Origin of the sequence: Pseudomonas sp. PB103, assembly GCF_009764635.1 — a bacterium.
GTDB lineage: Bacteria > Pseudomonadota > Gammaproteobacteria > Pseudomonadales > Pseudomonadaceae > Aquipseudomonas.
The window spans coordinates 41485-61912 of record NZ_RWIL01000113.1 but is presented as its reverse complement, the minus strand read 5'-3'; the positions used below and the strand labels follow the sequence as shown (position 1 = coordinate 61912).

General features: G+C 61.2%; 18 protein-coding genes. 10 read left to right on the top strand and 8 right to left on the bottom strand.

The features are described 5' to 3' along the window. Window positions 1-184 precede the first annotated feature (184 nt). Complete coding sequence (locus EJA70_RS20175) at window positions 185-664, top strand: hypothetical protein (protein ID WP_158833019.1); 480 nt, start codon at window positions 185-187, stop codon at window positions 662-664. A 49-nt stretch (window positions 665-713) separates the two neighbouring features. Here EJA70_RS20175 and EJA70_RS20170 read toward each other — a convergent pair whose 3' ends face one another. Continuing rightward, window positions 714-1436, bottom strand: coding sequence for a pirin family protein (locus tag EJA70_RS20170; protein WP_008079732.1), 723 nt, complete (start codon window positions 1434-1436; stop codon window positions 714-716). A 222-nt stretch (window positions 1437-1658) separates the two neighbouring features. On the opposite strand from EJA70_RS20170, the gene EJA70_RS20165 reads away from it, so the two are divergent. Continuing rightward, window positions 1659-2609, top strand: a complete 951-nt coding sequence (locus EJA70_RS20165) for a GlxA family transcriptional regulator (RefSeq protein ID WP_158833017.1) — start codon at window positions 1659-1661, stop codon at window positions 2607-2609. Between the two features lie 90 nt (window positions 2610-2699). After that, window positions 2700-4136: a winged helix-turn-helix domain-containing protein gene (locus EJA70_RS20160; protein ID WP_158833015.1), complete on the top strand. Its 1437-nt coding sequence runs from the start codon at window positions 2700-2702 to the stop codon at window positions 4134-4136. Here the strand turns inward: EJA70_RS20160 and EJA70_RS20155 are convergent. Together EJA70_RS20155 and EJA70_RS20150 are read right to left on the bottom strand one after the other, a co-directional pair. Next, window positions 4089-6887 carry a winged helix-turn-helix domain-containing protein gene (locus EJA70_RS20155; protein ID WP_158833013.1) on the bottom strand — a complete coding sequence of 933 codons (2799 nt, stop codon included), beginning with the start codon at window positions 6885-6887 and terminating at the stop codon, window positions 4089-4091. The two genes, EJA70_RS20160 and EJA70_RS20155, sit on opposite strands and share 48 nt — an antisense overlap. A 122-nt stretch (window positions 6888-7009) precedes the next feature. Continuing rightward, window positions 7010-7441, bottom strand: coding sequence for a helix-turn-helix domain-containing protein (locus EJA70_RS20150; RefSeq protein ID WP_158833011.1), 432 nt, complete (start codon window positions 7439-7441; stop codon window positions 7010-7012). Between the two features lie 208 nt (window positions 7442-7649). Between EJA70_RS20150 and EJA70_RS20145 the strand changes: the two genes are divergently transcribed. The 5 genes from EJA70_RS20145 to ycaC all read left to right on the top strand — a co-directional run bounded on the left by EJA70_RS20145 (window position 7650) and on the right by ycaC (window position 12616). Continuing rightward, complete coding sequence (locus tag EJA70_RS20145) at window positions 7650-8573, top strand: LysR family transcriptional regulator (RefSeq protein ID WP_158833009.1); 924 nt, start codon at window positions 7650-7652, stop codon at window positions 8571-8573. Window positions 8574-9003: 430 nt separating this feature from the next. Next, window positions 9004-9420, top strand: coding sequence for a DoxX family protein (locus EJA70_RS20140; protein WP_158833007.1), 417 nt, complete (start codon window positions 9004-9006; stop codon window positions 9418-9420). Then, window positions 9413-10039 (top strand): antibiotic biosynthesis monooxygenase, encoded by a 627-nt coding sequence (locus tag EJA70_RS20135; RefSeq protein WP_158833005.1) that lies wholly within the window; start codon window positions 9413-9415, stop codon window positions 10037-10039. Before EJA70_RS20140 ends, EJA70_RS20135 begins: the two co-directional genes overlap by 8 nt. A gap of 43 nt (window positions 10040-10082) precedes the next feature. Continuing rightward, on the top strand, window positions 10083-11921 hold the full coding sequence (locus EJA70_RS20130; protein WP_158833003.1) for an amidohydrolase: 1839 nt from the start codon (window positions 10083-10085) through the stop codon (window positions 11919-11921). 71 nt (window positions 11922-11992) lie between these two features. Next, window positions 11993-12616 (top strand): isochorismate family cysteine hydrolase YcaC, encoded by a 624-nt coding sequence (gene ycaC, locus EJA70_RS20125; protein WP_007913541.1) that lies wholly within the window; start codon window positions 11993-11995, stop codon window positions 12614-12616. Between the two features lie 78 nt (window positions 12617-12694). Here the strand turns inward: ycaC and EJA70_RS20120 are convergent, their stop codons facing one another. Beyond that, window positions 12695-14122, bottom strand: coding sequence for a mechanosensitive ion channel family protein (locus tag EJA70_RS20120; RefSeq protein ID WP_158833001.1), 1428 nt, complete (start codon window positions 14120-14122; stop codon window positions 12695-12697). A 249-nt stretch (window positions 14123-14371) separates the two neighbouring features. Beyond that, the gene (locus EJA70_RS20115; RefSeq protein WP_158832999.1) at window positions 14372-15388 is read right to left on the bottom strand and encodes an alpha/beta hydrolase; all 1017 of its coding nucleotides are present in this window, start codon (window positions 15386-15388) and stop codon (window positions 14372-14374) included. 228 nt (window positions 15389-15616) lie between these two features. On the opposite strand from EJA70_RS20115, the gene EJA70_RS20110 reads away from it, so the two are divergent. Further along, entirely contained in the window at window positions 15617-16516 is a 900-nt protein-coding gene (locus EJA70_RS20110; protein WP_158832997.1) for a LysR family transcriptional regulator, read from the top strand. 712 nt (window positions 16517-17228) lie between these two features. Here EJA70_RS20110 and EJA70_RS30865 read toward each other — a convergent pair. The 3 genes from EJA70_RS30865 to gspG form a co-directional block, all read right to left on the bottom strand. After that, window positions 17229-17819, bottom strand: coding sequence for a hypothetical protein (locus tag EJA70_RS30865; RefSeq protein ID WP_178116931.1), 591 nt, complete (start codon window positions 17817-17819; stop codon window positions 17229-17231). 75 nt (window positions 17820-17894) lie between these two features. After that, window positions 17895-19082, bottom strand: a complete 1188-nt coding sequence (locus EJA70_RS20100; protein ID WP_158832995.1) for a type II secretion system F family protein — start codon at window positions 19080-19082, stop codon at window positions 17895-17897. Window positions 19083-19096: 14 nt separating this feature from the next. Beyond that, complete coding sequence (gene gspG, locus EJA70_RS20095; protein ID WP_007913548.1) at window positions 19097-19525, bottom strand: type II secretion system major pseudopilin GspG; 429 nt, start codon at window positions 19523-19525, stop codon at window positions 19097-19099. A 206-nt stretch (window positions 19526-19731) separates the two neighbouring features. Between gspG and EJA70_RS20090 the strand changes: the two genes are divergently transcribed. Continuing rightward, window positions 19732-20340: a lytic transglycosylase domain-containing protein gene (locus EJA70_RS20090; protein WP_008087278.1), complete on the top strand. Its 609-nt coding sequence runs from the start codon at window positions 19732-19734 to the stop codon at window positions 20338-20340. The last annotated feature ends 88 nt before the right edge of the window (window positions 20341-20428 follow it).

The following is a 20428-nucleotide window of genomic DNA, read 5'->3' as shown; positions in this document are numbered from 1 at the left end:
GGCTTGTCAGGTTTTTGGATGGGTTCTATCGTTTCGACAGCTCGGTAAGAGACGCAGGTCTCGTACTGATGTGATGTAACAGGGACGGTATCGGTAGACCCAGGAAGGTGTCGAATTGAAAACCATGCAAATCAGTCAATCTCCAGTCAGTGACGTAACGAGCAAAGGTCGGAACCCCCAAGCCATGAACGCTATCAGTCGTGAAGAATTCAATGCCAGGATCGAGACCATTGAAACAAGGATGGATGCTCGGCTGGACGCTGTGTCGGCAAAAATCGACGGGTTTCTCTCGGTTCAGGCAGGGCGCGACAAGACCCAAGCCGAACGCGAAAACACTCGAACCGAACGCGAAAACACTCAAGTCGAACGAGAAAAAACTCAAACCGAACGAGACAAGCGCTACGACCTGATCGCTCAGGAGATGCACGAACTTGCCCGAGGAGCGCAGGAGGCTGCCCGGCAAGGCGCTACGGTAAAGGCCAATGTCTGGGCTGCAACGGCCGTCCAGTTACTGGGCATAGTCGCCATCGTCGTCGGCTCCTATTACGCCAACCAGGCCAACATGTATGTAGCGATTCAAAGCACCCTCACGGCCATTCAGGCCGGCAAGGAGTTCAGTGTTCCCACGCCGTTCATGTTGCCAGTGCCCACACCGCCACAATAAAAAACGGCCTTCAAGGAAGGCCGTTTTTTGTGGGCGTTAAAACACCGCATCATGGCATCTGCGGCAACTCCTGCGGCCGCAGATCAAACACCAGTACTTCGGCATCCACGCCATTGCTCAAGGTCAGCGCCTGTTCTTCACGAACCCGTACGCCATCGCCTTCCTGCAATTGCACGCCATTGAGTTCAACACGGCCACGCGCCACATGCACGTAGGCATAACGGTCAGCCGCCAATTTGAGCGTGGCGCTTTCCTTGCCATCGAACAGGCCGGCAAACACTCGCGCATCCTGACGGACTTTCAACGAACCTTGTTTACCGTCGGGCGAAATGATCAGTTGCAAGCGACCACGTTTCTGCTCGGCGCTGAAGTGCTCCTGCTGATAGCGCGGTTTGGCGCCGCTGACTTCCGGCACAATCCAGATCTGCAAGAAGTGCACAGGCTGGCTCGCCGAATGGTTGAACTCGCTGTGCGCCACGCCGCTGCCGGCGCTCATCAGTTGTACGTCGCCGGGGCGGATCACTGAACCGGTGCCAAGGGTGTCCTTGTGTTCCAGTGCGCCTTCCAGCACGTAGGAAAAAATCTCCATGTCGCGGTGCGGGTGTTGGCCGAAGCCCTTGCCGGCCGCGACGCGGTCGTCATTGATCACCAACAGGTCGGAGAAACCCTGCTCACGCGGGTCGCGGTAGCTGGCGAAAGAGAAGGTGTGGAACGACTTCAACCAGCCGTGATTGGCGAGGCCACGATCGGAGGCTTTGCGAAGGGTCAGCATGATGAAATCTCCTGGGGGGACGTGAATTCGTCCGAGTGAGGAGAAGCTTACTGGTTACCATCCAATGCAATAAGTAGATGAAAATTGAAAGACTGTCCCGTTCAGGTTGACAGTAATGCGCAGCAGTTCACGCAATCTTTTCCGTCAACCGCGCTGCACTTGGCCATAATGCTCAGCCTGTTTGATGCGTTCATTTATTTTTGATTTCAGCGATGGCTCCCCATGAAAACCGTGGCAATGGTGTTGTTCCCCGACTTTCTCCTGCTCGACATGGCCGGGCCGATGGAGGTTTTCTCGGTTGCCAACCGCTATCTCAAGCCTGAGTCGCATTACCAACTGACGACATTGGGCACCGAGCTCGGGCCGCTGCGTGCATCCAACGGTGTGCTGGTACACACCGACCGTCATATTGATCAGGCGCAGGAGCACCATGATTTGTTGCTGGTGCCGGGCGGTCCGGGGGCCTACAACGAAAAACACCCACCGTTGCTCGACTGGTTGCAAGGGGCGGTCCGGCGTGCCGAGCGCTACGGATCGATCTGTACCGGGGCGTTCGTGCTCGGTCACGCCGGTTTGCTCGATGGCTACCGGGTGACTACGCACTGGAGCTACACCGAGCGCCTGATCAAGGGGTTCCCCAAGGCCAACGTCACGACCGATCAGATCTTTGTCGAGGATCGCAACCTGATCACTTCAGGCGGTGTGACCGCAGGGATCGACCTGGCCTTGGCCGTCGTCGCCCGCGATCACGGGAAAAAGGTCGCGCAGGACGTTGCCAAAGTGTTGCTGGTGGTGATGAAACGCCAGGGCGGCCAGGCGCAGTTCAGCCCCTTGATGGCGGCGGTTGCACCGCAGGAAACACCGATCACCCGCGTGCAGAACTTCGTCCTGGAGCACATTGACGAAGCCTTCAGCGTCGAGCGCATGGCCGGGTTGGCCAACATGAGCGCGCGGCATTTCGCTCGCGTGTTCACCCGCGATGTCGACATGACCCCGATGGAGTTTCTGCAAAGCGCGCGCATCGACTGCGCGCGAAACCTGCTGGAAACCAGCGAACTGCCCTTGAAAACCGTGGCCTATAAAAGCGGTTTCGGCAGCGTGCGGCACATGCGTTTCCTGTTCGCTGAAAAGCTCGGCCTGACCCCCGCGCAGTACCGCGAACAGTTCAGCTAGAGCGGTTCTGTCCGTTTCGCGCACCCGGATGTCCGTGCTGCGCCCCGCGTGGCAGTTGTCCCGTCACCCGAGGCTGCCAAGATGGTTGGCATGAACAGCCTCAACGATTTGCACGCGGCATCTGTCCTGCGTTTCGGGCCTTTCGCCTTTCATTTGCGCCAGCGTCTGATCCTCGAAGGGGATCGGCAATTGCGCATGGGCGGCCGCGCGCTGGACATCCTCCAGGTGCTGGTCGAGCGCGCCGGCCGGGTGGTCAGGAAGGAGCAACTGATTGCGCTGGTCTGGCCCACGTCGGTGGTCGAAGAGATCAACCTGCGTGTACACATTGCGGCGTTGCGCCGGGCGCTTGGCGATGGCGAGAACGGCCAGCGCTACATCGTCAATGTGCCGCAATGCGGCTACAGCTTTGTCGCCCCGGTACACGGTGACAGCGTCGCGCAAGTGGTCTTCGAAAGCCTGCAAGCCCCGCAACACAACTTGCCGGCGCGGCTGACGCCGGTGACTGGCCGCGATTCGCTGGTCGGCGCCCTGGTGCGGCAAGTGCCACTGTGCCGATTGATGAGTGTGACGGGGCCGGCAGGTGTCGGTAAGTCGACCGTGGCGTTGCGGGTCGCGGAACTGCTGCTGCAACATTTTCGTGATGGCGTCTGGCTGGTGGATCTGGCGCTGATCGATCATCAAACATCACTGCTCGACCATATTCTGCAAACCCTCGACACCGATGTGTCCACGCTGGCGACTCAGCACTGTTTGCTGGTGCTCGACAACTGCGAACATCTGCGCGAAGCCTGCAAGGCGCTGACCGAGACGTTGCTGGGAGCGGCGCCGCGCCTGTCGATCCTCGCCACCAGTCGCGAAGCGCTGCAAACCCACCTGGAAACCGTGCAACTGTTGCCACCCCTGAGCGTTCCCACGTCCTCGGCGTTGAACAGTGTCGAGGAGACCATGGGCTATTCGGCGGTGCAATTATTTGTCAGTCGTGCGCGTGCCCGGCAGCAGGGTTTCTGCTTGCGCGAACAGGATTTGCTGGTGATCCGCGACATTTGCCGGCGACTCGACGGTCTGCCTCTGGCGATTGAGCTGGCAGCGGCGCAGATCGATGCGCTGGCGCTGCTGGGGTTGCAGGCGCAGTTGGGCAATTGCCTGCAATGGCAGGGTCGCCGCACTGCGGTGCCACGGCATCAGACAATGCAGGCTGCTTTGCAATGGAGCTACCGAAGTTTGAGCGAACCGCAGCAGCGGGTGCTGCAACGTCTGACGGTGTTCAAAGTGGGTTTTACGCTTGAGGCGGCGCTCGCCGTCATCGCTGAGGCCGACGGCCAATCGATCATTGAGCAACTGGTGCACAAGTCGTTACTGACAGTGGTGCGCGGGGACGGGATTGCGCAATACCGCATGCTCCATACCACTCGGCTGTATGCCCGGGAAAAGCTCATCAGCGGCGATTTCGAGCATCGTCATTTACATTATCTGAGTCGTTCAGCCCAAGCGGGCGACGTGCACCTGACTGCGCAACGCATCGATTAGCAGGCGCACCTTGCGCAAATCCGGCGTGGCGTAGCCTTCGGTGAAACGCTGGTAGATCGGGGTCAGCAGGTTCAGCGCTTGGTCATAGCGCGACTGTTGCTGCCAGAGTAGGGCCAGTGAAGTGGCGCTACGCAGTTCCCAGGCCAGCGCGCCTTGGGATTGGGCGATCGACAAGGCCTCGAGCAGCGTCTGTTCGGCTTCGTGAACTTCAGTATGGGTTGAACTCAGCAACTGCTCCGCCCGAGCCCGCAAAATCTCCGCCGTGCTCCAGCCCGCCGCGCCACTGTGAGCCCGCTCCAGCAGCGCTTGATCAACGAAACGGCTGTCCAGCGTGACCATGATTTCCTTGATCAATCCGCTGTCATCGGCCGGCACCGAGGCGTTTGTCGGCGCATCAAGGACCTGCGCATAGTGCCGCGCCCACGTATGAAACAGCAGCACCGAATGCTTCTGCGCCTGTTCCAGCAACAGTTGCAGCAAGGCCTTGGCATTCTGCCGATCGCCGTTGTAATGAGCGATCAGGCAACTGGCCAGCGCCAGCGTGTAGCAGATCGAGGTGCCGTGATTGATCTGCACCGCGATGTCCAGCGCCTGGCGCGCCGTGCGCCAGGCCTGCTCGGGAAACCCCTGCAGCCACAAGACCCGGGCGAGCACCGTCAACGAAGCCACGCTCTGGTCATATTGCACGCCGAAACCGTGAGTAAACCGATTGAGATGACCGCTCTGCGCCATGCGCTGAATCACCTGTTCGGCATGCAGGCGGGCCTGCGGCTGATCGCCGGCGTAATGCAGCGCCAGCACCCGCAACCGGTGAGTGCTCAGCGACAACAGTGGATCACCGTGCAGGCCGAGACGATCGAATTGTTCGCTTTGCGCCAGGGCGGCCTGATACTGGCCGCAACTGAGGTTGACAGCCATGTGCCCGGACACGGCGCGCAGTTGCCCGGCGACATCGCCATGCTGTTGCGCCAGGGCGTGGGCGCTGGCGAAGGCTTCGATGGTTTCCGGGGTGCCGCCCCAGGTGTGATAACAGGCGCTGCCGAGCGCCAGTTTCAAAGCGATTTGCAGGTGCGGGCAGGGCTCGTCAGCATTTTCCAGCAGTGTCAGGGCCTGGCGCACGTAGCCGCCATACTCCTTGAGCAGCGACAACTCCTGCCATAACGGCGCCGACGTCGCCGCCAGCGCAATCGCCAAATCCGCCGGGCCAGCGCCCTTGAGGCTCCAGTCCAATGCCGCGCGCAAATCTTCCAGGCTGCGGGCGTAGCGCTCGATCCACAGCGCGGTCGGGGTGTGCTCCCAAGCGCTCTGCGCCTGATGCATCAACGCCAGACAGCGTTCGCCATGGCGTCTGCGGGTTTCGTCGAGCTCGGCGACCTGATCGAGTTTTTCCAGGGCATAACGCCGGGTGGTGTCGAGCAAGCGGTAAAACACTTCTTCATCGCCGACCTCGACATTGAGCAGCGACTTGGCCACCAACTGCGTGATCGAGCCAAACACGGCCCCGGGCACGATGCGCTGACCGCCGATCACGGCAGCGGCAGACTCCAGCGTGAAGCCGCCGCGAAACACGCCCAAGCGGCGCAGGCAGGTCTGTTCGCAAGGGCCGAGCAGATTGAAGCTCCAGTCCAGCGTGGCGCGCAGCGTGACGTGACGCTCCTGACTGCCCGGCACCAACGGTGGTAAGCGGCCCTGCAACTGACTGAGCAACCCCGACAGGTCGGCGCTGTTGATTTGCGCTGCCGCCAATTCCAGCGCCAGCGGAATACCGTCCAGGCGCTGGCAGATCTCGATGGCCTGCGCCAGGTTGGCCTCATCAAGTTCGAAATGTTCATCGGCGGCCATGGCGCGTTCGACAAACAGCTGCAACGCAGAAAACCCCAGCGCCTGCGTACGATCCTCGACGGCCGACGGTGGCGGACAATCGAGCGATTCCAGACGCTGCACGTATTCGCCCTCGGCGCGCAGGCTCTCACGGCTGGTGGCCAGAATGTGTACCTGCGGCGCGCCGCGTAACAGGCTTTCGCTGAGCAGCGCTACCGCGTCGATCAGGTGTTCGCAATTGTCGATCACCAGCAGCATCTGCCGCTCGCGCAGGCCGTTGATCAGGCTCGCCAGCGGATCGCCGTCGTGCAGCAGAATGTCGAGCAGGGCGGCCAGGTGCGAGCAGATCATGCGCGGGTCGCTCAAGGGCGCCAGATCGAGCAAGCGAATGCCGTCGCGGTAGCGTCCGATCAACTGCTCGGCAACGCGCAAGGCAACGGTGGTTTTGCCGATTCCGCCGGGGCCGACCAAGGTGATGCAGCGCTGGCGCGGCAGTTGCGTCATCAGGCTGTCGACCAGTGGCTGGCGGCCGATCATCCGCGTGCGGCGCAATGGCAGGTTATGTCGCCCGGCGCTGTCGCCGACAGGTTGCTGTTCGATGGCGTGCAGCAGGATCGGCGCAACAAAACTGTAACCGCGTTGCGCCACGGTGACGATGTAGCGCTGCCCGGCCTGACCGTCGCCGAGAGCCTTGCGCAGGGCCGCCATGTGCACGCGCAGATTGATCTCTTCGACAACGCTGTCAGGCCAGACCGCGGCCATCAACTGATGCTTGCTGACCACTTCGCCGGCATGCGCCAGCAGGGTCAGCAGAATGTCCATGGCACGGCGCCCCAGACGCAGCGGCTGCTCGCCTTCAAGCACCAGGCGTTGTGCCGGATGGATTCGATAGGGGCCGAAACCGATGGCCTGATTCGCGGGAAAACTCAACAGCTCGCTCCTGTGCTGATGCGGCGGCCCCGACAGACCGCACGCAAGCCGTCTGTTTCGAGGTGTCCGGGCATAATCCTCAGGTTTGCGCGTCGGTGCAATGGCTGGTAGCGGCGGCGGGTTCACAACACGGCAGGCGAGGGGCGCGCGCTGTGCTGTTCGCGCACGACTCGGCAGCGCCAGGCGAACGGATTGATCCCTTCGCTGCGGGTGAAAATATGGCAGAAATGCGCCTGATCGCAGAATCCGCATTCCAGGCTGATTTGCGTCAGGCTCAGGTCAGTGTGCTGGATCAGAAGCTTGGCGCGAGCGAGGCGTTGGCGGCGAATCCAGTCTTGGGGCGATACACCGGTGCTGCACTTGAAGGCCCTGGAAAAATGACTGCGCGACAGCGAACAGGCCTGTGCCAGTTCCGTCACTTCCAGGCTTTCGCCGAGGCGATCCAGAATCAGTTGTTTTACCCGCCGCACCCGTTGCGGGCTAAGGCCGCCGGTGCGCGGGGTGCCGGGTTCGCAGGCAGGGGCGAGGGCGACGGTGTGCTGTGAATGAGCCATGGCCAAGGTCCGTGTCGGTGGGGAATGCACACGGGCGCCTTCCCTCAGGTCAAAAAACAACGCTGCGCAGTGAAACGATTGTTGGGTGCAGACCTGCGGCTGACGAGTTAATCGTTGTTAATTTGCTTGGCTGACCGGCGCTTCAAGGGCGGTTGATCGAGTAAAGTGCGTAGCACTTGCTGGCTGGCCATAGAAGGAAATCGAGCCCATGAACCGTAATGATCTGCGCCGCGTCGACATGAACCTGCTGGTGATTTTCGAAGCGCTGATGTTCGAAAAGAACCTGACCCGCGTCGCTGAAAAACTGTTTATGGGGCAACCGGCGGTCAGCGCCGCACTCGGTCGTCTGCGCGACCTGTTCGACGATCCGTTGCTGCTGCGCAACGGCCGGTCGATGGAGCCCACGGCTCGCGCCCTGGCGATTCTCAAGGAGTTGCAACCGGCGATGGACGTGATCTCCGGCGCGGTCAGCCGGGCCAAGGAGTTCGACCCGGCCAGCAGTTGTGATGTGTTTCGTATCGGCTTGTCGGACGATGCCGAGTTCGGCTTGTTTCCGCCGCTGTTGCGTCAGCTTCAAGAGGAGGCGCCGGGCATCGTCGTGGTGGTGCGGCGCGCCAACTACCTGTTGATGCCGACGCTGCTGGCCTCGGGTGAAATCTCTGTGGGCGTCAGCTACACCACCGACCTGCCGGCCAACGCCAAACGCAAGAAACTGCGCGACATTCCCTGCAAAGTCTTGCGTGGCGATGATCGTCCGGGGCCGCTGACGCTGGACGAATACTGCGAACGTCCGCACGCGATGGTTTCGTTCTCTGGCGACTTGAGCGGCAATATCGACATGGATCTGGCCAAGGTCGGTCGCAGTCGCCGCGTGGTCCTCGGCGTGCCGCAGTTCAGCGGCTTGCGCGCCTTGCTCGCCGGCACCGAAATGATTGCCACTGTGCCGGATTACGCCGCCTGCGCACTGGTGGAAGGCTGTGCTCTGCGCGCCGAAGATCCGCCATTCCCGATCGATGCCGCGCAGTTGTCGATGGCGTGGAGCGGGGTGCATGACAACGATCCGGCGGAGAAATGGCTGCGCGCAAGGATCAGCCAATTCATGGCGGCGCCGCTGGATATCCCGGCGATTTAAATCCCATTGCAGTCCTCAAGTACGCATCACCCCCTGTAGGAGTGAGCCTGCTCGCGATAGCGGTTTATCAGGCAACATTGCCGTGTCTGACAGACCGCCATCGCGAGCAGGCTCACTCCTACATTGGATGGGTGTGAACCAGGAATTGTCGGTGCGCTGCCACCCTCATTCGTCTCGCAGCGAATCGTGGCAGCTCCATCGAGTGTAGGAACGATCAGAAATCCTGTGGGAGCCTGGCTTGCCAGCGATGGCGTCAGCTCAGCCAACGGTGATGGCGTCTGACACTCCACTATCGCTGGCAAGCCAGCTCCCACAGGAGGTTGCGGTGTTCACAGAATCCCGGCACAGCGCAGAACTGAGCACACCCATCCAATTTCCTCCCAGCCCTCCACGGCATGATTCACCCCAATAACTATTCAAGGGTGGGCCCATGCACGTTGCTCAACGGGATGAACAGGCACGCGACATCGGTTTGCTGTTCCTGCGGGTCAGCGGCGGGTTGTTTTTAATGTGGGTCCACGGTTTGCCCAAGCTGCTGGACTTCACCGCGCAACTGCAATTGATCGAAGACCCGTTCCACCTCGGCGCCCACCTCACCCTGATCCTGGCGATCTTCGCCGAAGTCCTCTGTCCACTACTGATCGTCGCCGGGTTACTGGCGCGATTGGCCTGCGTGCCTATTCTCTTTGTGCTGCTGGTAGCACTGCTGGTCGTGCATCCGCAATGGAGTGTGGCCGAGGGGCAGTTCGGCTGGTTGCTGTTGATCCTGTTTACCACTGTGTTGATCGCCGGGCCGGGACGGCTGGTGATTCCTGTTCGTTTGCCCGGAGTGCTGCGTTATGCCTGAAGTCCTCAATCCACAAGCACCGGGGGCCGATGAGACCGTCACGTTGATCATCAAGCACCGGATCAAGGCCGGTTTCGAGTCGACGTATGAAGCCTGGCTGCGCAATATCGTCCGCGTGGCGAGCCAGCGTGAAGGCCATTTGGGCGTAGATGTGGTGCGTGGCAAACGCGGCCGTCTCGATTTCTACACCTGTGTGCTGCGTTTCAGCTCCACTGAAGCGATGCAAGGCTGGCTGGAGTCGCCGCAGCGTCAGGCACTGGTCGCCGAAGCCGCGCCGATGCTGGCTGATGGCGATCAGACCGAAGTTGCGCCGATCAAAGAGTTCTGGTTCTCGCCGTTGGCCGATGCTGCTTCGCCGCCGCCGCGCTGGAAGCAGGCCGTCGTCTCGCTGTTGGTGATTCTGCCGCACACCTTGCTCGTGCCCCTGATCTGGGGGCCGCTGCTGGGGCTGCATCCAATCCTGTCCAATTACGTGGTCGCCACGTTCCTGATCACCCTGACCATCGTCCTGTCGGTGGTGTACGTAGTGATGCCGCCGGTCACCCGTTTGTTTACGCCGTGGCTCGAAGCCAGTCAGGCCCATGAACACCTCGATTCCCAAGAAACCTCGCCACGCTGAGCGCGCGGGGTTTGCTCCTTTTTACTTTGCTTGAGGAACTGCGATGAGCGCCGATCTGATTCTGTTCAATGGCCAATTTCATACCGTCGATCGCACCAAACCGCTGGCCAGTGCCGTGGCGATCACCGATGGGCGCTTCGTCGTCGTCGGCAACGACAACCAGGCCATGGCCTTGCGCGGGCCGAACACGCAAGTGGTCGACATGCACGGTCGCTGCGTCATTCCCGGCCTCAACGACTCGCACTTGCACCTGATCCGTGGCGGTTTGAACTACAACCTGGAATTGCGCTGGGAAGGCGTGCCGTCGTTGGCCGACGCCCTGCGCATGCTCAAGGATCAGGCCGACCGCACGCCGACGCCGCAATGGGTGCGCGTGGTCGGTGGCTGGAACGAATTCCAGTTCGCCGAAAAACGCATGCCGACCCTGGAAGAAATCAACCAGGCCGCGCCGGACACCCCGGTGTTCATCCTGCACCTGTATGACCGCGCCTTGCTCAACCGCGCCGCGCTGCGCGTGGCCGGTTACACCCGCGACACGCCGAACCCGCCGGGTGGCGAGATCGTTCGCGATGCCAACGGCAACCCGACCGGCATGCTGGTCGCGCGGCCAAACGCGATGATTCTCTACTCGACGCTGGCCAAAGGGCCGAAGCTGCCGCTGGAATATCAGGTCAACTCGACCCGCCAGTTCATGCGCGAACTCAATCGCCTCGGCCTGACCAGCGCGATCGATGCCGGCGGTGGTTTCCAGAACTACCCGGACGATTACCAAGTGATCGAGCAACTGGCCAAAGACGACCAGTTGACCGTGCGCATCGCCTACAACCTGTTCACCCAGAAACCGAAAGAAGAACTGAGCGATTTCCAGAACTGGACCGGCAGCGTCAAGTTGCACCAAGGCGACGACTACCTGCGCCACAACGGCGCCGGCGAGATGCTGGTGTTCTCCGCAGCGGACTTCGAAGACTTCCTCGAACCGCGCCCGGACCTGCCGCAAACCATGGAAGAAGAGCTGGAGCCGGTGGTGCGCCACTTGGTTGAACAGCGCTGGCCGTTCCGTTTGCACGCCACCTACAACGAATCGATCAGCCGCATGCTCGACGTGTTCGAGAAGGTCAACCGCGACATTCCGTTCAACGGTCTGCCGTGGTTCTTCGACCACGCTGAGACCATCACCCCGCAGAACATCGAGCGGGTGAAAGCGCTGGGCGGCGGCATTGCGATTCAGGATCGCATGGCGTTCCAGGGCGAGTACTTCGTCGACCGCTACGGCAAGCAAGCCGCCGAAGCGACTCCGCCGATCAAACGCATGCTCGCCGAAGGCGTACCGGTCGGCGCCGGCACCGATGCGACGCGGGTGTCGAGCTACAACCCGTGGACTTCGCTGTACTGGATGGTCAGCGGCCGTACCGTCGGCGGTCTGGCGCTGTACGAAGAAGGTTTGCCGCGCACCACCGCGCTGGAACTGTTCACTCACGGCAGCGCCTGGTTCTCTTCGGAACAGGGCAAGAAGGGCCAGATCAAGGTCGGGCAACTGGCGGATCTGGCGGCGCTGAGCGCGGACTTCTTCCATGTCGAGGAAGAAGCAATCAAGTGGATCGAATCGGTCATGACCGTGGTCGGCGGCAAGATTGTTTACGCTGCCGGCGACTTCGAAGACCTCGGCCCGCGCTCGATTCCGGTGCTGCCGGACTGGTCGCCGGTGGTGAAAGTCCCGGGCCACTGGCGGCCGAACTCGCCATTGCAGGCGCAGGTGCACCAGTGCAGCGGGCCGTGCGCCGTACACACCCACAGCCATGAAAAGGCGCGGATGTCGAACGCGCCGGTCAGCGACTTTGCCGGGTTCTGGGGCGCGTTCGGCTGCTCCTGCTTCGCTTTCTGATTCTCCCCCAAAGCGCCGGCCATCCGGTCGGCGCTTCACGCTTCATCCATCCGTCCATCAGGAGTTTTCCCATGAGCGTTCCTTACACACGTCTGAACAAAGATGATGCGGTTGTATTGCTGGTCGATCACCAGACCGGCCTGATCTCGCTGGTACAGGATTTCACCCCGAACGAATTCAAGAACAACGTGCTGGCGCTGGGCGACATCGCCAAGTTCTTCAAACTGCCGACGATCCTCACCACCAGTTTCGACGCCGGCCCCAACGGCCCGATCGTGCCTGAGTTGCGCGAGCAGTTTCCGGATGCGCCGTTCATTCAGCGTCCGGGCCAGATCAATGCCTGGGACAACGAAGATTTCGTCAAGGCGATCAAGGCCACCGGTCGCAAGCAACTGATCATCGCCGGTGTGGTGACTGACGTTTGCGTGGCATTCCCGACGCTGTCGGCGATTGCTGAAGGTTATGAAGTGTTTGTCGTGACTGACTCGTCCGGCACCTTCAACACCACCGTGCAGCAGGCGGCGTGGGCGCGGATGTCGGCGGCGGGTGCACACCTGTTGAACTGGTTCTCGGTGGCGTGCGAGCTGCAGGGGGATTGGCGCAACGACATGGAAGGTTTGGCGCATTTGCTGTCGGAGCGTCTGCCTAACTACCGCAACCTGATCAACAGCTATACCAAGTTCACTGCCAAGTAAGATCAAAAGATCGCAGCCTTCGGCAGCTCCTACATGGGAATGCGTGTAGGAGCTGCCGCAGGCTGCGATCTTTTGTAATCAGCGCCTCTGCAACCAGCGCAGAAAACCACTTTTGCTGACAGGCGCCGGCCTGGCCATCAACGCGAGATGACTGTTCTGCTGACGCACCGCCTGCAATTTATTCAACGCCCGACTGACCTCCGTGCGCTGCTCCATGCACTGACGAGTGAGGTTCTTGTCGAGTCGATAAATGATGCTCGACGTCAGCGCGGTGAACGTCGCCTGCGACGGCGTATCCGCCAGAATGCTCTGTTCACCCATGACCTCACTCGGCCCCATCCGCCCGGCCTCGACCTTGCTGTCGCCGTCCGCCACCGTCGCGCTGACCACCCCGGTGGCAATCACGAACAGACTGTCCGGCACTTCGTCCAGATCCAGCACCACCTGGCCCGCCGAGTATTGCTGCGCGACCATCGATTCGGCGAGGCGATCACGTTCTTCGCTGCTCAGCGAACGGAAGATTTTCACTTCATCGAGCAGCGCGCGAGCACGGGTGGACGGTTCAATTACGCCGTCTGGATGGCGCGAAATGCCTGCCGCTTCCAAATGCCGGTGAGCCAGATCGAACAGCTGATTGCGCACTTCGCTTTTCTTGCCCAGTTCGGCAATGAAACCGCTGGCGACGTATTCCGACATCGTTTCACCGGTCTCTTTCAGCACGGCTTTGGGTGCCGGGCTGAGCAACAGAGCATTGCTGCCCTGCAAGGTACGGTCGAGCGCGTCGAGTACCCGGCGCGGGCGAATGTGGTTCGGCACTTTGATGCTGATCGACACGCCGTGCATGTTGTTCGGGCGGCTGAGGTTGACGATTTTCGCTTTGGCCGCAACCGAGTTCGGCACCACCGCCATGGTCCCGGCGCTGGTGAGCAGATGCGTGGCGCGCCAGTCGATGTCGAAAACCTTGCCTTCGACGCCGTCGATCATCACCAGATCATCTACTTGGTAGGGTTTGGTGGTGTTGAGCACGATCCCGGAAAACACGTCAGCCAAGGTACTTTGCAGCGCCAGACCGACAACGATGGCAACCACGCCGGACGTCGCCAGCAGGCCCTTCACGGGCAGTTCCAGCACGTAACCGGCGGCGGCAACGATGGCCACCAGAAACACCAGCGCACCGATGACGTCCTGCAACAACCGCCCGCTGTGACCGATGCGGCGCATCAGCGCCAGGCCGATCACTTCGGTCAACACGCGAGCTGCATACAGCCACCAGAGAATCCCCAGCGCCGTTGCCCCCAGTTGCGCCACGCGATCTTCGGCGAACAGCGGCGCCTGCAACGGGCTGACACCGGCGTTGATCACCAGCGCGCTGAAGGCCAGAAACAGCGCCAGGCGCACCGCCACTTTCGGCGCACGATGGGTGAAGGGCGTGAAGTGCCAGAGCACGGCGTCGAGCAGCAGCAGAACAGCGCTCAGGGACAGCAGGTGGGTGAGGAGGAAGGACATGGAAGACTCCAGTCTAAGTCGAACTCTGCGGGCGATAATAATTTTGTCATTGAGGAACCTGTGGCGAGGGGATTTATCCCCGTTGGGTTGCGAAGCGACCCTAAAACCATCGACTACGATTTTTCTGAAATACCGCATTCGCTGATTTCACGACGGCTGCGCCGCCGAACGGGGATGAATCCCCTCACCACAGGTTCTTCATTTGCAGGGAGATCTCACCACACTGTTGGGTGTGGCGAGGGCTTGGGCTCAGTTCAAATGGGTTTTCAGCTCAGCCGCTGCCTGACGCACCGCTGCCTTCACTTCAGGAATCTGGCTCAGCGGATTGAGCAGGCCAAAGTCATGAATCATCCCGTTGTAACGCACCGAGGTCACCGCCACGCCGGCCGCATCGAGATGCCGCGCATAGCCTTCACCTTCGTCACGCAGCACGTCGAATTCGGCGGTCTGCACCAGGGCGGCAGGCAAGCCTTTGAGCTGTTCGGCGCTGGCGTTCAGCGGCGAGGCATGGATCTGCGCACGTTCGGCCGGGTTGGTGGTGTAGTTGTCCCAGAACCACTGCATCATGCCTTTGGTGAGGAAATGGCCTTCGGCAAATTGCTGGTACGAACCGTCATCGAACTGCGCGTTGGTCACCGGCCACATCAACAGCTGAAAGCGCAGTGCCGGGGTTTTCTGTTCCTTGGCCATCAACGCCACGACCGCCGCCATGTTGCCGCCGACGCTGTTGCCGGCCACTGCCAGACGCTTGCCGTCGACACCGATGTCCTTGCCGTGCTCGGCCACCCATTTGGTTGCGGCGTAGGCCTGGTTGATTGCGGTCGGGTACTGCGCTTCCGGCGACGGCGTGTAATCGACGTACACCGCGACGGCGCCGGAACCCACCACCAAGTCACGAATCAAGCGCTGGTGCGTCGGGTAATCACCGAGCACCCAGCCGCCGCCGTGGAAGAACATGAACACCGGCAATTCGCCTTTGACCTTGGCTGGACGCACCACTTTCAGGTTGATCGTCTGGCCATCGACCTTGATCGCCTTGTCGCTGACTTCAACACCGGACAAATCCACTTTCACCGAAGCCTGCGCACCGGTCAGCACCGCACGGGCGTCTTTCGGGCTGAGTTGCTCCAGTGGTTTGCCACCACCGGCGGTGAGGGCGTTGAGGAAGGCTTGGGTGTTGTGTTCGACACCGCTGCTTTCGGCGGCGAAAGCGTTGCCGATGGAGAGGGCGAGGAGGGAGGCGGTCAGCGTCTTTTTAATGTTCATGTTCAATTCCATTTTCAAATGTGTGATGTAGGAGCTGCCGCAGGCTGCGATCTTTTGATCCTGCTTTGGCCTTTTTCCAGCCTCTGCGCAGATCAGGATCAAAAGATCGCAGCCTGCGGCAGCTCCTACCGGTAGGGGGTTGTTTTCAAACCGTGAGCACAGATTAATGAGCTGCTCGAAAGTGAAAAAGCGGCTATAAAGCGTTTAACTGTCCACCAGAGAGTGACAATGAACCCGTTCGAAGACATGCGTATTTTTTGCCAGGTCATGGAGTCCGGCAGCTTCACGTCGGCGGCTGATCAACTGGGGCTGTCCAAGCAGTTCGTCAGCCGGCGTTTGATGCAGCTGGAAGAACGCCTCGGCGTACGGTTGTTGAACCGCTCGACGCGGCGACTGGACGTCACGCCGCTGGGCCAGAGTTATTACGAGTCGGCGTTGCGCTTGCTCGGCGAAGTCGAGCAGGTGGAGCAGGGCATCGCCGGGCAGACCGCCGAGCCGCGTGGGACGATCCGCGTGAGTGCGCCGCTGTCGTTTGCCGTGGCGCATCTCGGTTGTCTGCTGCCGATGTTTTTGCAGCGCTACCGGGAGGTCACGGTAGAGGTGGATCTGAGTGATCGGCCGGTTGACCTGCTCGGTGAAGGCTACGACCTGGCGTTGCGCATCGGCGTGCTGGAAGACTCGACCTTGATCGCCCGCCGTATCGCTTCCATCGAACGGGTGTACTGCGCCAGCCCGGCGTATCTGGCTGAACGCGGCACGCCCCTTGAACCGGAAGACCTGCACAGCCATGACTGTTTGCCGTACGGGCATAGTCGTTCGGTGCAATGGCGCTTCAACGCGGGGCAGGGCAAGCCGGTGCTGGTGAATGTCACTGGACGCATGCGGGTGAACAACGGCGAGCTGCTGCGGGATGCGGCGGTGCAGGGGATGGGGATTACGTATTTGCCGACGTTTATTGTTGGCGCGGCGCTGAAGGATGGCCGGCTGGTGCCGGTGCTGGATGATTTGCGTCCGGAGCCGCTGACGCTATCGGCGGTCTATCCGCAGCATCGTCAGGCTTCACGACCGGTGCAGGCGCTGATCGAGTTCCTGCGCGAACGCCTCAACCAAAGCAACGTCGCCCTCTGATCCTTACGCAGATCAAACTGTAGGAGCGAGCCTGCTCGCGATAGCGATTATTCAGACACTTATGCTGTGCCTGACTCACTGCTATCGCGAGCAGGCTCACTCCTACAGTTGATCGCAGGCGACTGTGGATCTGCGTACACCATTGAACCCTGTGGGAGCTGGCTTGCCAGCGATGGCGGTGGGTCTGCAATGCAGCAGTGTCTGATCTGGCCTCATCGCTGGCAAGCCAGCTCCCACAAGGGTTTGTGGTGTTGCAGGATTGTCAGTTGGTGCGTTTGTTGTCGCCGGGTTCGCCGCCGACATGTACGCCGCGAGCAGGCTCACTCCTACAGTTGATCGCAGGCGACTGTGGATCTGCGTACACCATTGAACCCTGTGGGAGCTGGCTTGCCAGCGATAGCGGTGGGTCTGGCAATGCAGCAGTGTCTGATCTGGCCTCATCGCTGGCAAGCCAGCTCCCACAAGGGTTCGTGGTGTTGCAGGATTGTCAGTGGGTGCGTTTGTCGTCGCCGGGTTCGCCGCCGACATGTACGCCGCGAGCAGGCTCACTCCTACAGTTGATCGCAGACGACTGTGGATCTGCGTACACCATTGAACCCTGTGGGAGCTGGCTTGCCAGCGATGGCGGTGGATCAGGCAATGCAGCAGTGTCTGATCTGGCCTCATCGCTGGCAAGCCAGCTCCCACAAGGGTTCGTGGTGTTGCAGGATTGTCAGTTGGTGCGTTTGTCGTCGCCGGGTTCGCCGCCGACATGTACGCCGCGATCATCCCCCGGTTCGCCTGCTGCATGCAGTCCTCGGTCGTCGCCGACTTCGCCAGCGCGGTGGACGCCATGGTCATCGCCGACTTCACCGGCCCGGTGCACGCCATGATCATCGCCTGGCTCGGCGTGGGTGCCGTTGCGGCCGGAGGATGAGGCGGAATCACCGGAGTGTCCGGAGCCCTGGCCGCTGCCGCTGTGTCCACTGCCGCCGTCACCGTGACCACTTCCACCATTGCCACTGCCGCCGTGGCCACCACCATTGCCGCCACCGCCACCGCCACCGCCACCGCCACCGCCGCTTCCGCCGCCTCCACCACTACCGCCATGCCCGCCGCCATTTCCTCCGCCGTTACCGCCACCCCCTCCGCCGTTACCGCCACCCCCTCCGCCGTGTCCACCGCCACCACTCCCTCCACCGCCACTGCCACCTTCCTTGGCCTGAACACTGGAAATGCCGGAAAGACTATCCGGAATCAGCACGGTGGACGCTGACAGAACTGCGCCGATGGCCATTGCGAGCACGAGCTTTTTAATGTGCATATCGTTCTCCGTCTTTGTGGTCTTGTTGGGAACGTAAAAGTGCGTTGTTGCAGGGACCGGACCCGTTCCCGGGGGTCAGTGAATACTCGACGCCAGTTCGAAAATCGGGATGTACATCAGGATCACGATGACCCCGATCAGCAGGCCGATAAACGTCATCAGCAGCGGCTCGAACAACTTCACGAACCACTCCAGCCAGCGGCTGATTTCCTCGTCGTAGAAGTCGGCGCTGCGCTCCATCATCTGCCCGAGGTTGCCGGACTGTTCGCCGGCCCGGAGCAGTCGTAGCGACACCGGCGTCACCAGGTGATTGAGCTCCAGCGCGGTGGACAACGATTGCCCCTCGCGCACCCGCTCGCAGGCCTGATCCAGTCGCGTCCGCGAAGCCACGGTGAGCAAACCTCGGACCATGGCCATGGCGGTCACCAGCGGAATCCCGCCTTGCAGCAGAATCCCCAGCGAACGATAAAACCGCGCCAGCTCATACATGAAAATCCGTTGATGCACCGCCGGCAGTTTCTCCACCAGCCGATCCAGCCCTCGGCGAAACGCCGGTTGTTTTTGCAGCACGGCGAGGGCGATGACAATCGCCGCCAGCGCACCGAAAAATTCCGCCTGATGCGCATGCAAGAACATGCCACTGCTCATCAACACCTGCGATAGCCACGGCAGGTTATTGCCCAGCCCTTCGAACACCAGGCTGAAGCGCGGCACCACATAACCCATCAAGAACAGCACCACGCCACCGCCGACTATCAGCAACAGCATTGGATAGATCGAGGCGCTGATGATCTTCTGCCGCACCTCGTCCATGCGCTGCCGATAGCTGACGTAGCGACCCAGCGCATCGCCGACCGCGCCGGTCTTCTCGCTGGACTGTACCAGCGCCACGTACAACGGCGGGAACACCGCCGACAACTGGCCCAACGCCTGGGAGAAGGATTTGCCCTCATAAAGCAGGCGCACCAGCTCACTCAAGGTTTTCCGGGCAGCGGGGGCGTTTTCTTTTTCGGCGAGGCTTTCCAGCGCATCGATCAACGGCAGGCCGGCATTGAGCAGCGTGGTCAGTTCCTGGCTGAACAACACCAGATTGAAGGTTTCGCGCTGACGCAGTCGTAGCGAGCGCCAATGCTTGTCGGCGTGCGAACTGAGCACGCGCAGACCCTGATCTTCGGCAATGCGCCGCGCTTCGCTGTCGCCCGCTGCCTCGACGCTCAAGGACACCACGCCCGCCTTGCCGACCGCTTTCAAATGAAATCGCATGGGCCGCGCTCCGCTCACTGCCAATTGGTCACTTCAGCGTTTTCGCCTTCGCCGCCGGGCTGGCCGTCCTTGCCCATCGACAGCAAGTCGTACTCGCTGTTTTCGCCGGGATAGCGGTAGGCGTAATTACGTCCCCACGGGTCCTGCGGCAGCTTTTTCTGCAAGTACGGGCCGGTCCATTTCGCCTCGTCGCTCGGTGCGGTGACCAAGGCCTGCAAGCCCTGTTCGGTGGACGGGTAGTGGCCGACTTCCAGTCGATAGATATCCAGCGCCTTGCTCAGCCCTTCGATCTGCGCCTTGGCCACTTTCACTTCGGAGCGACCGAGTTGGGCGAAGTATTTCGGCGCGACGATCCCGGCCAACAGGCCGAGCACCACCAGCACCACAAGCAGTTCGAGCAGGGTAAAACCGCGTTGGCCACGCGGACGAAATTGCAGCTTCATGATGACCTCCCGTGAGTGGCAGCCGTGTCGCCTGAAGGGCTTATGCAATTGCCATGCTCAGCACCCGTTAAAAACCTGCTCGCATGCCGGAACCCTTGTAATACGAGGCTTTCAAGAGTCGGCACAGTGCTTGCGTATGGCTCAAACGTGATCGGCCATTGGGGCATTTCCCCCAATTTATCGGGGCCGATCCGGGGAGGCCCGACATGAAATTTCTCGCCAGCGGATTGCTCGGTTGTGTGCTGCTCAGCGGCGCCGCGCAGGCCGATGTGTTCATCTCGGTGGACGCCAAGGGCAGCTACGTGCTGTCCAACGTTCACCGGCCCGGACGCACCTACGAACGGGTGATCCACGAGGCTGAAATGCCTGTGGCCAGCCTCGATCAACAGCCGCAAATGATCGCCAACCAACCCTATGCGGAACTGGTTTCGGCAGCCGCCAAAGTCAACCAGTTACCCGAAGCGCTGCTGCACGCGGTGATCAACGCAGAATCCCACTACAACCCCGGCGCAACCTCGGCCAAAGGCGCGGGTGGGCTCATGCAGTTGATGCCCGACACCGCGCGGGAAATGGGTGTGACCGACGTCTACGACCCCAAGGCCAACATCCAGGGCGGCGCGAAATACCTCAAGCGCCTGATGACCCTGTTCGACAACGACATCGCCCTCGCCGTGGCGGCCTACAACGCCGGGCCCGACGCGGTGCTTAGCCGTGGCCGGGTGATTCCGCCGTTCGCCGAAACCCAGCGGTATGTACCGAATGTGTTGCGTCAGTACCGGCGTCTGCAGGGGTTGGCCATGGATGCGCCGTTGTGACCCCCAACCCGGTTTTCCCCACTTTCGGGGCAAACCGGATACACCCGAAAAGTGGGGAAAAGGGGTGGGGGATTTGCCCCGGACTCTC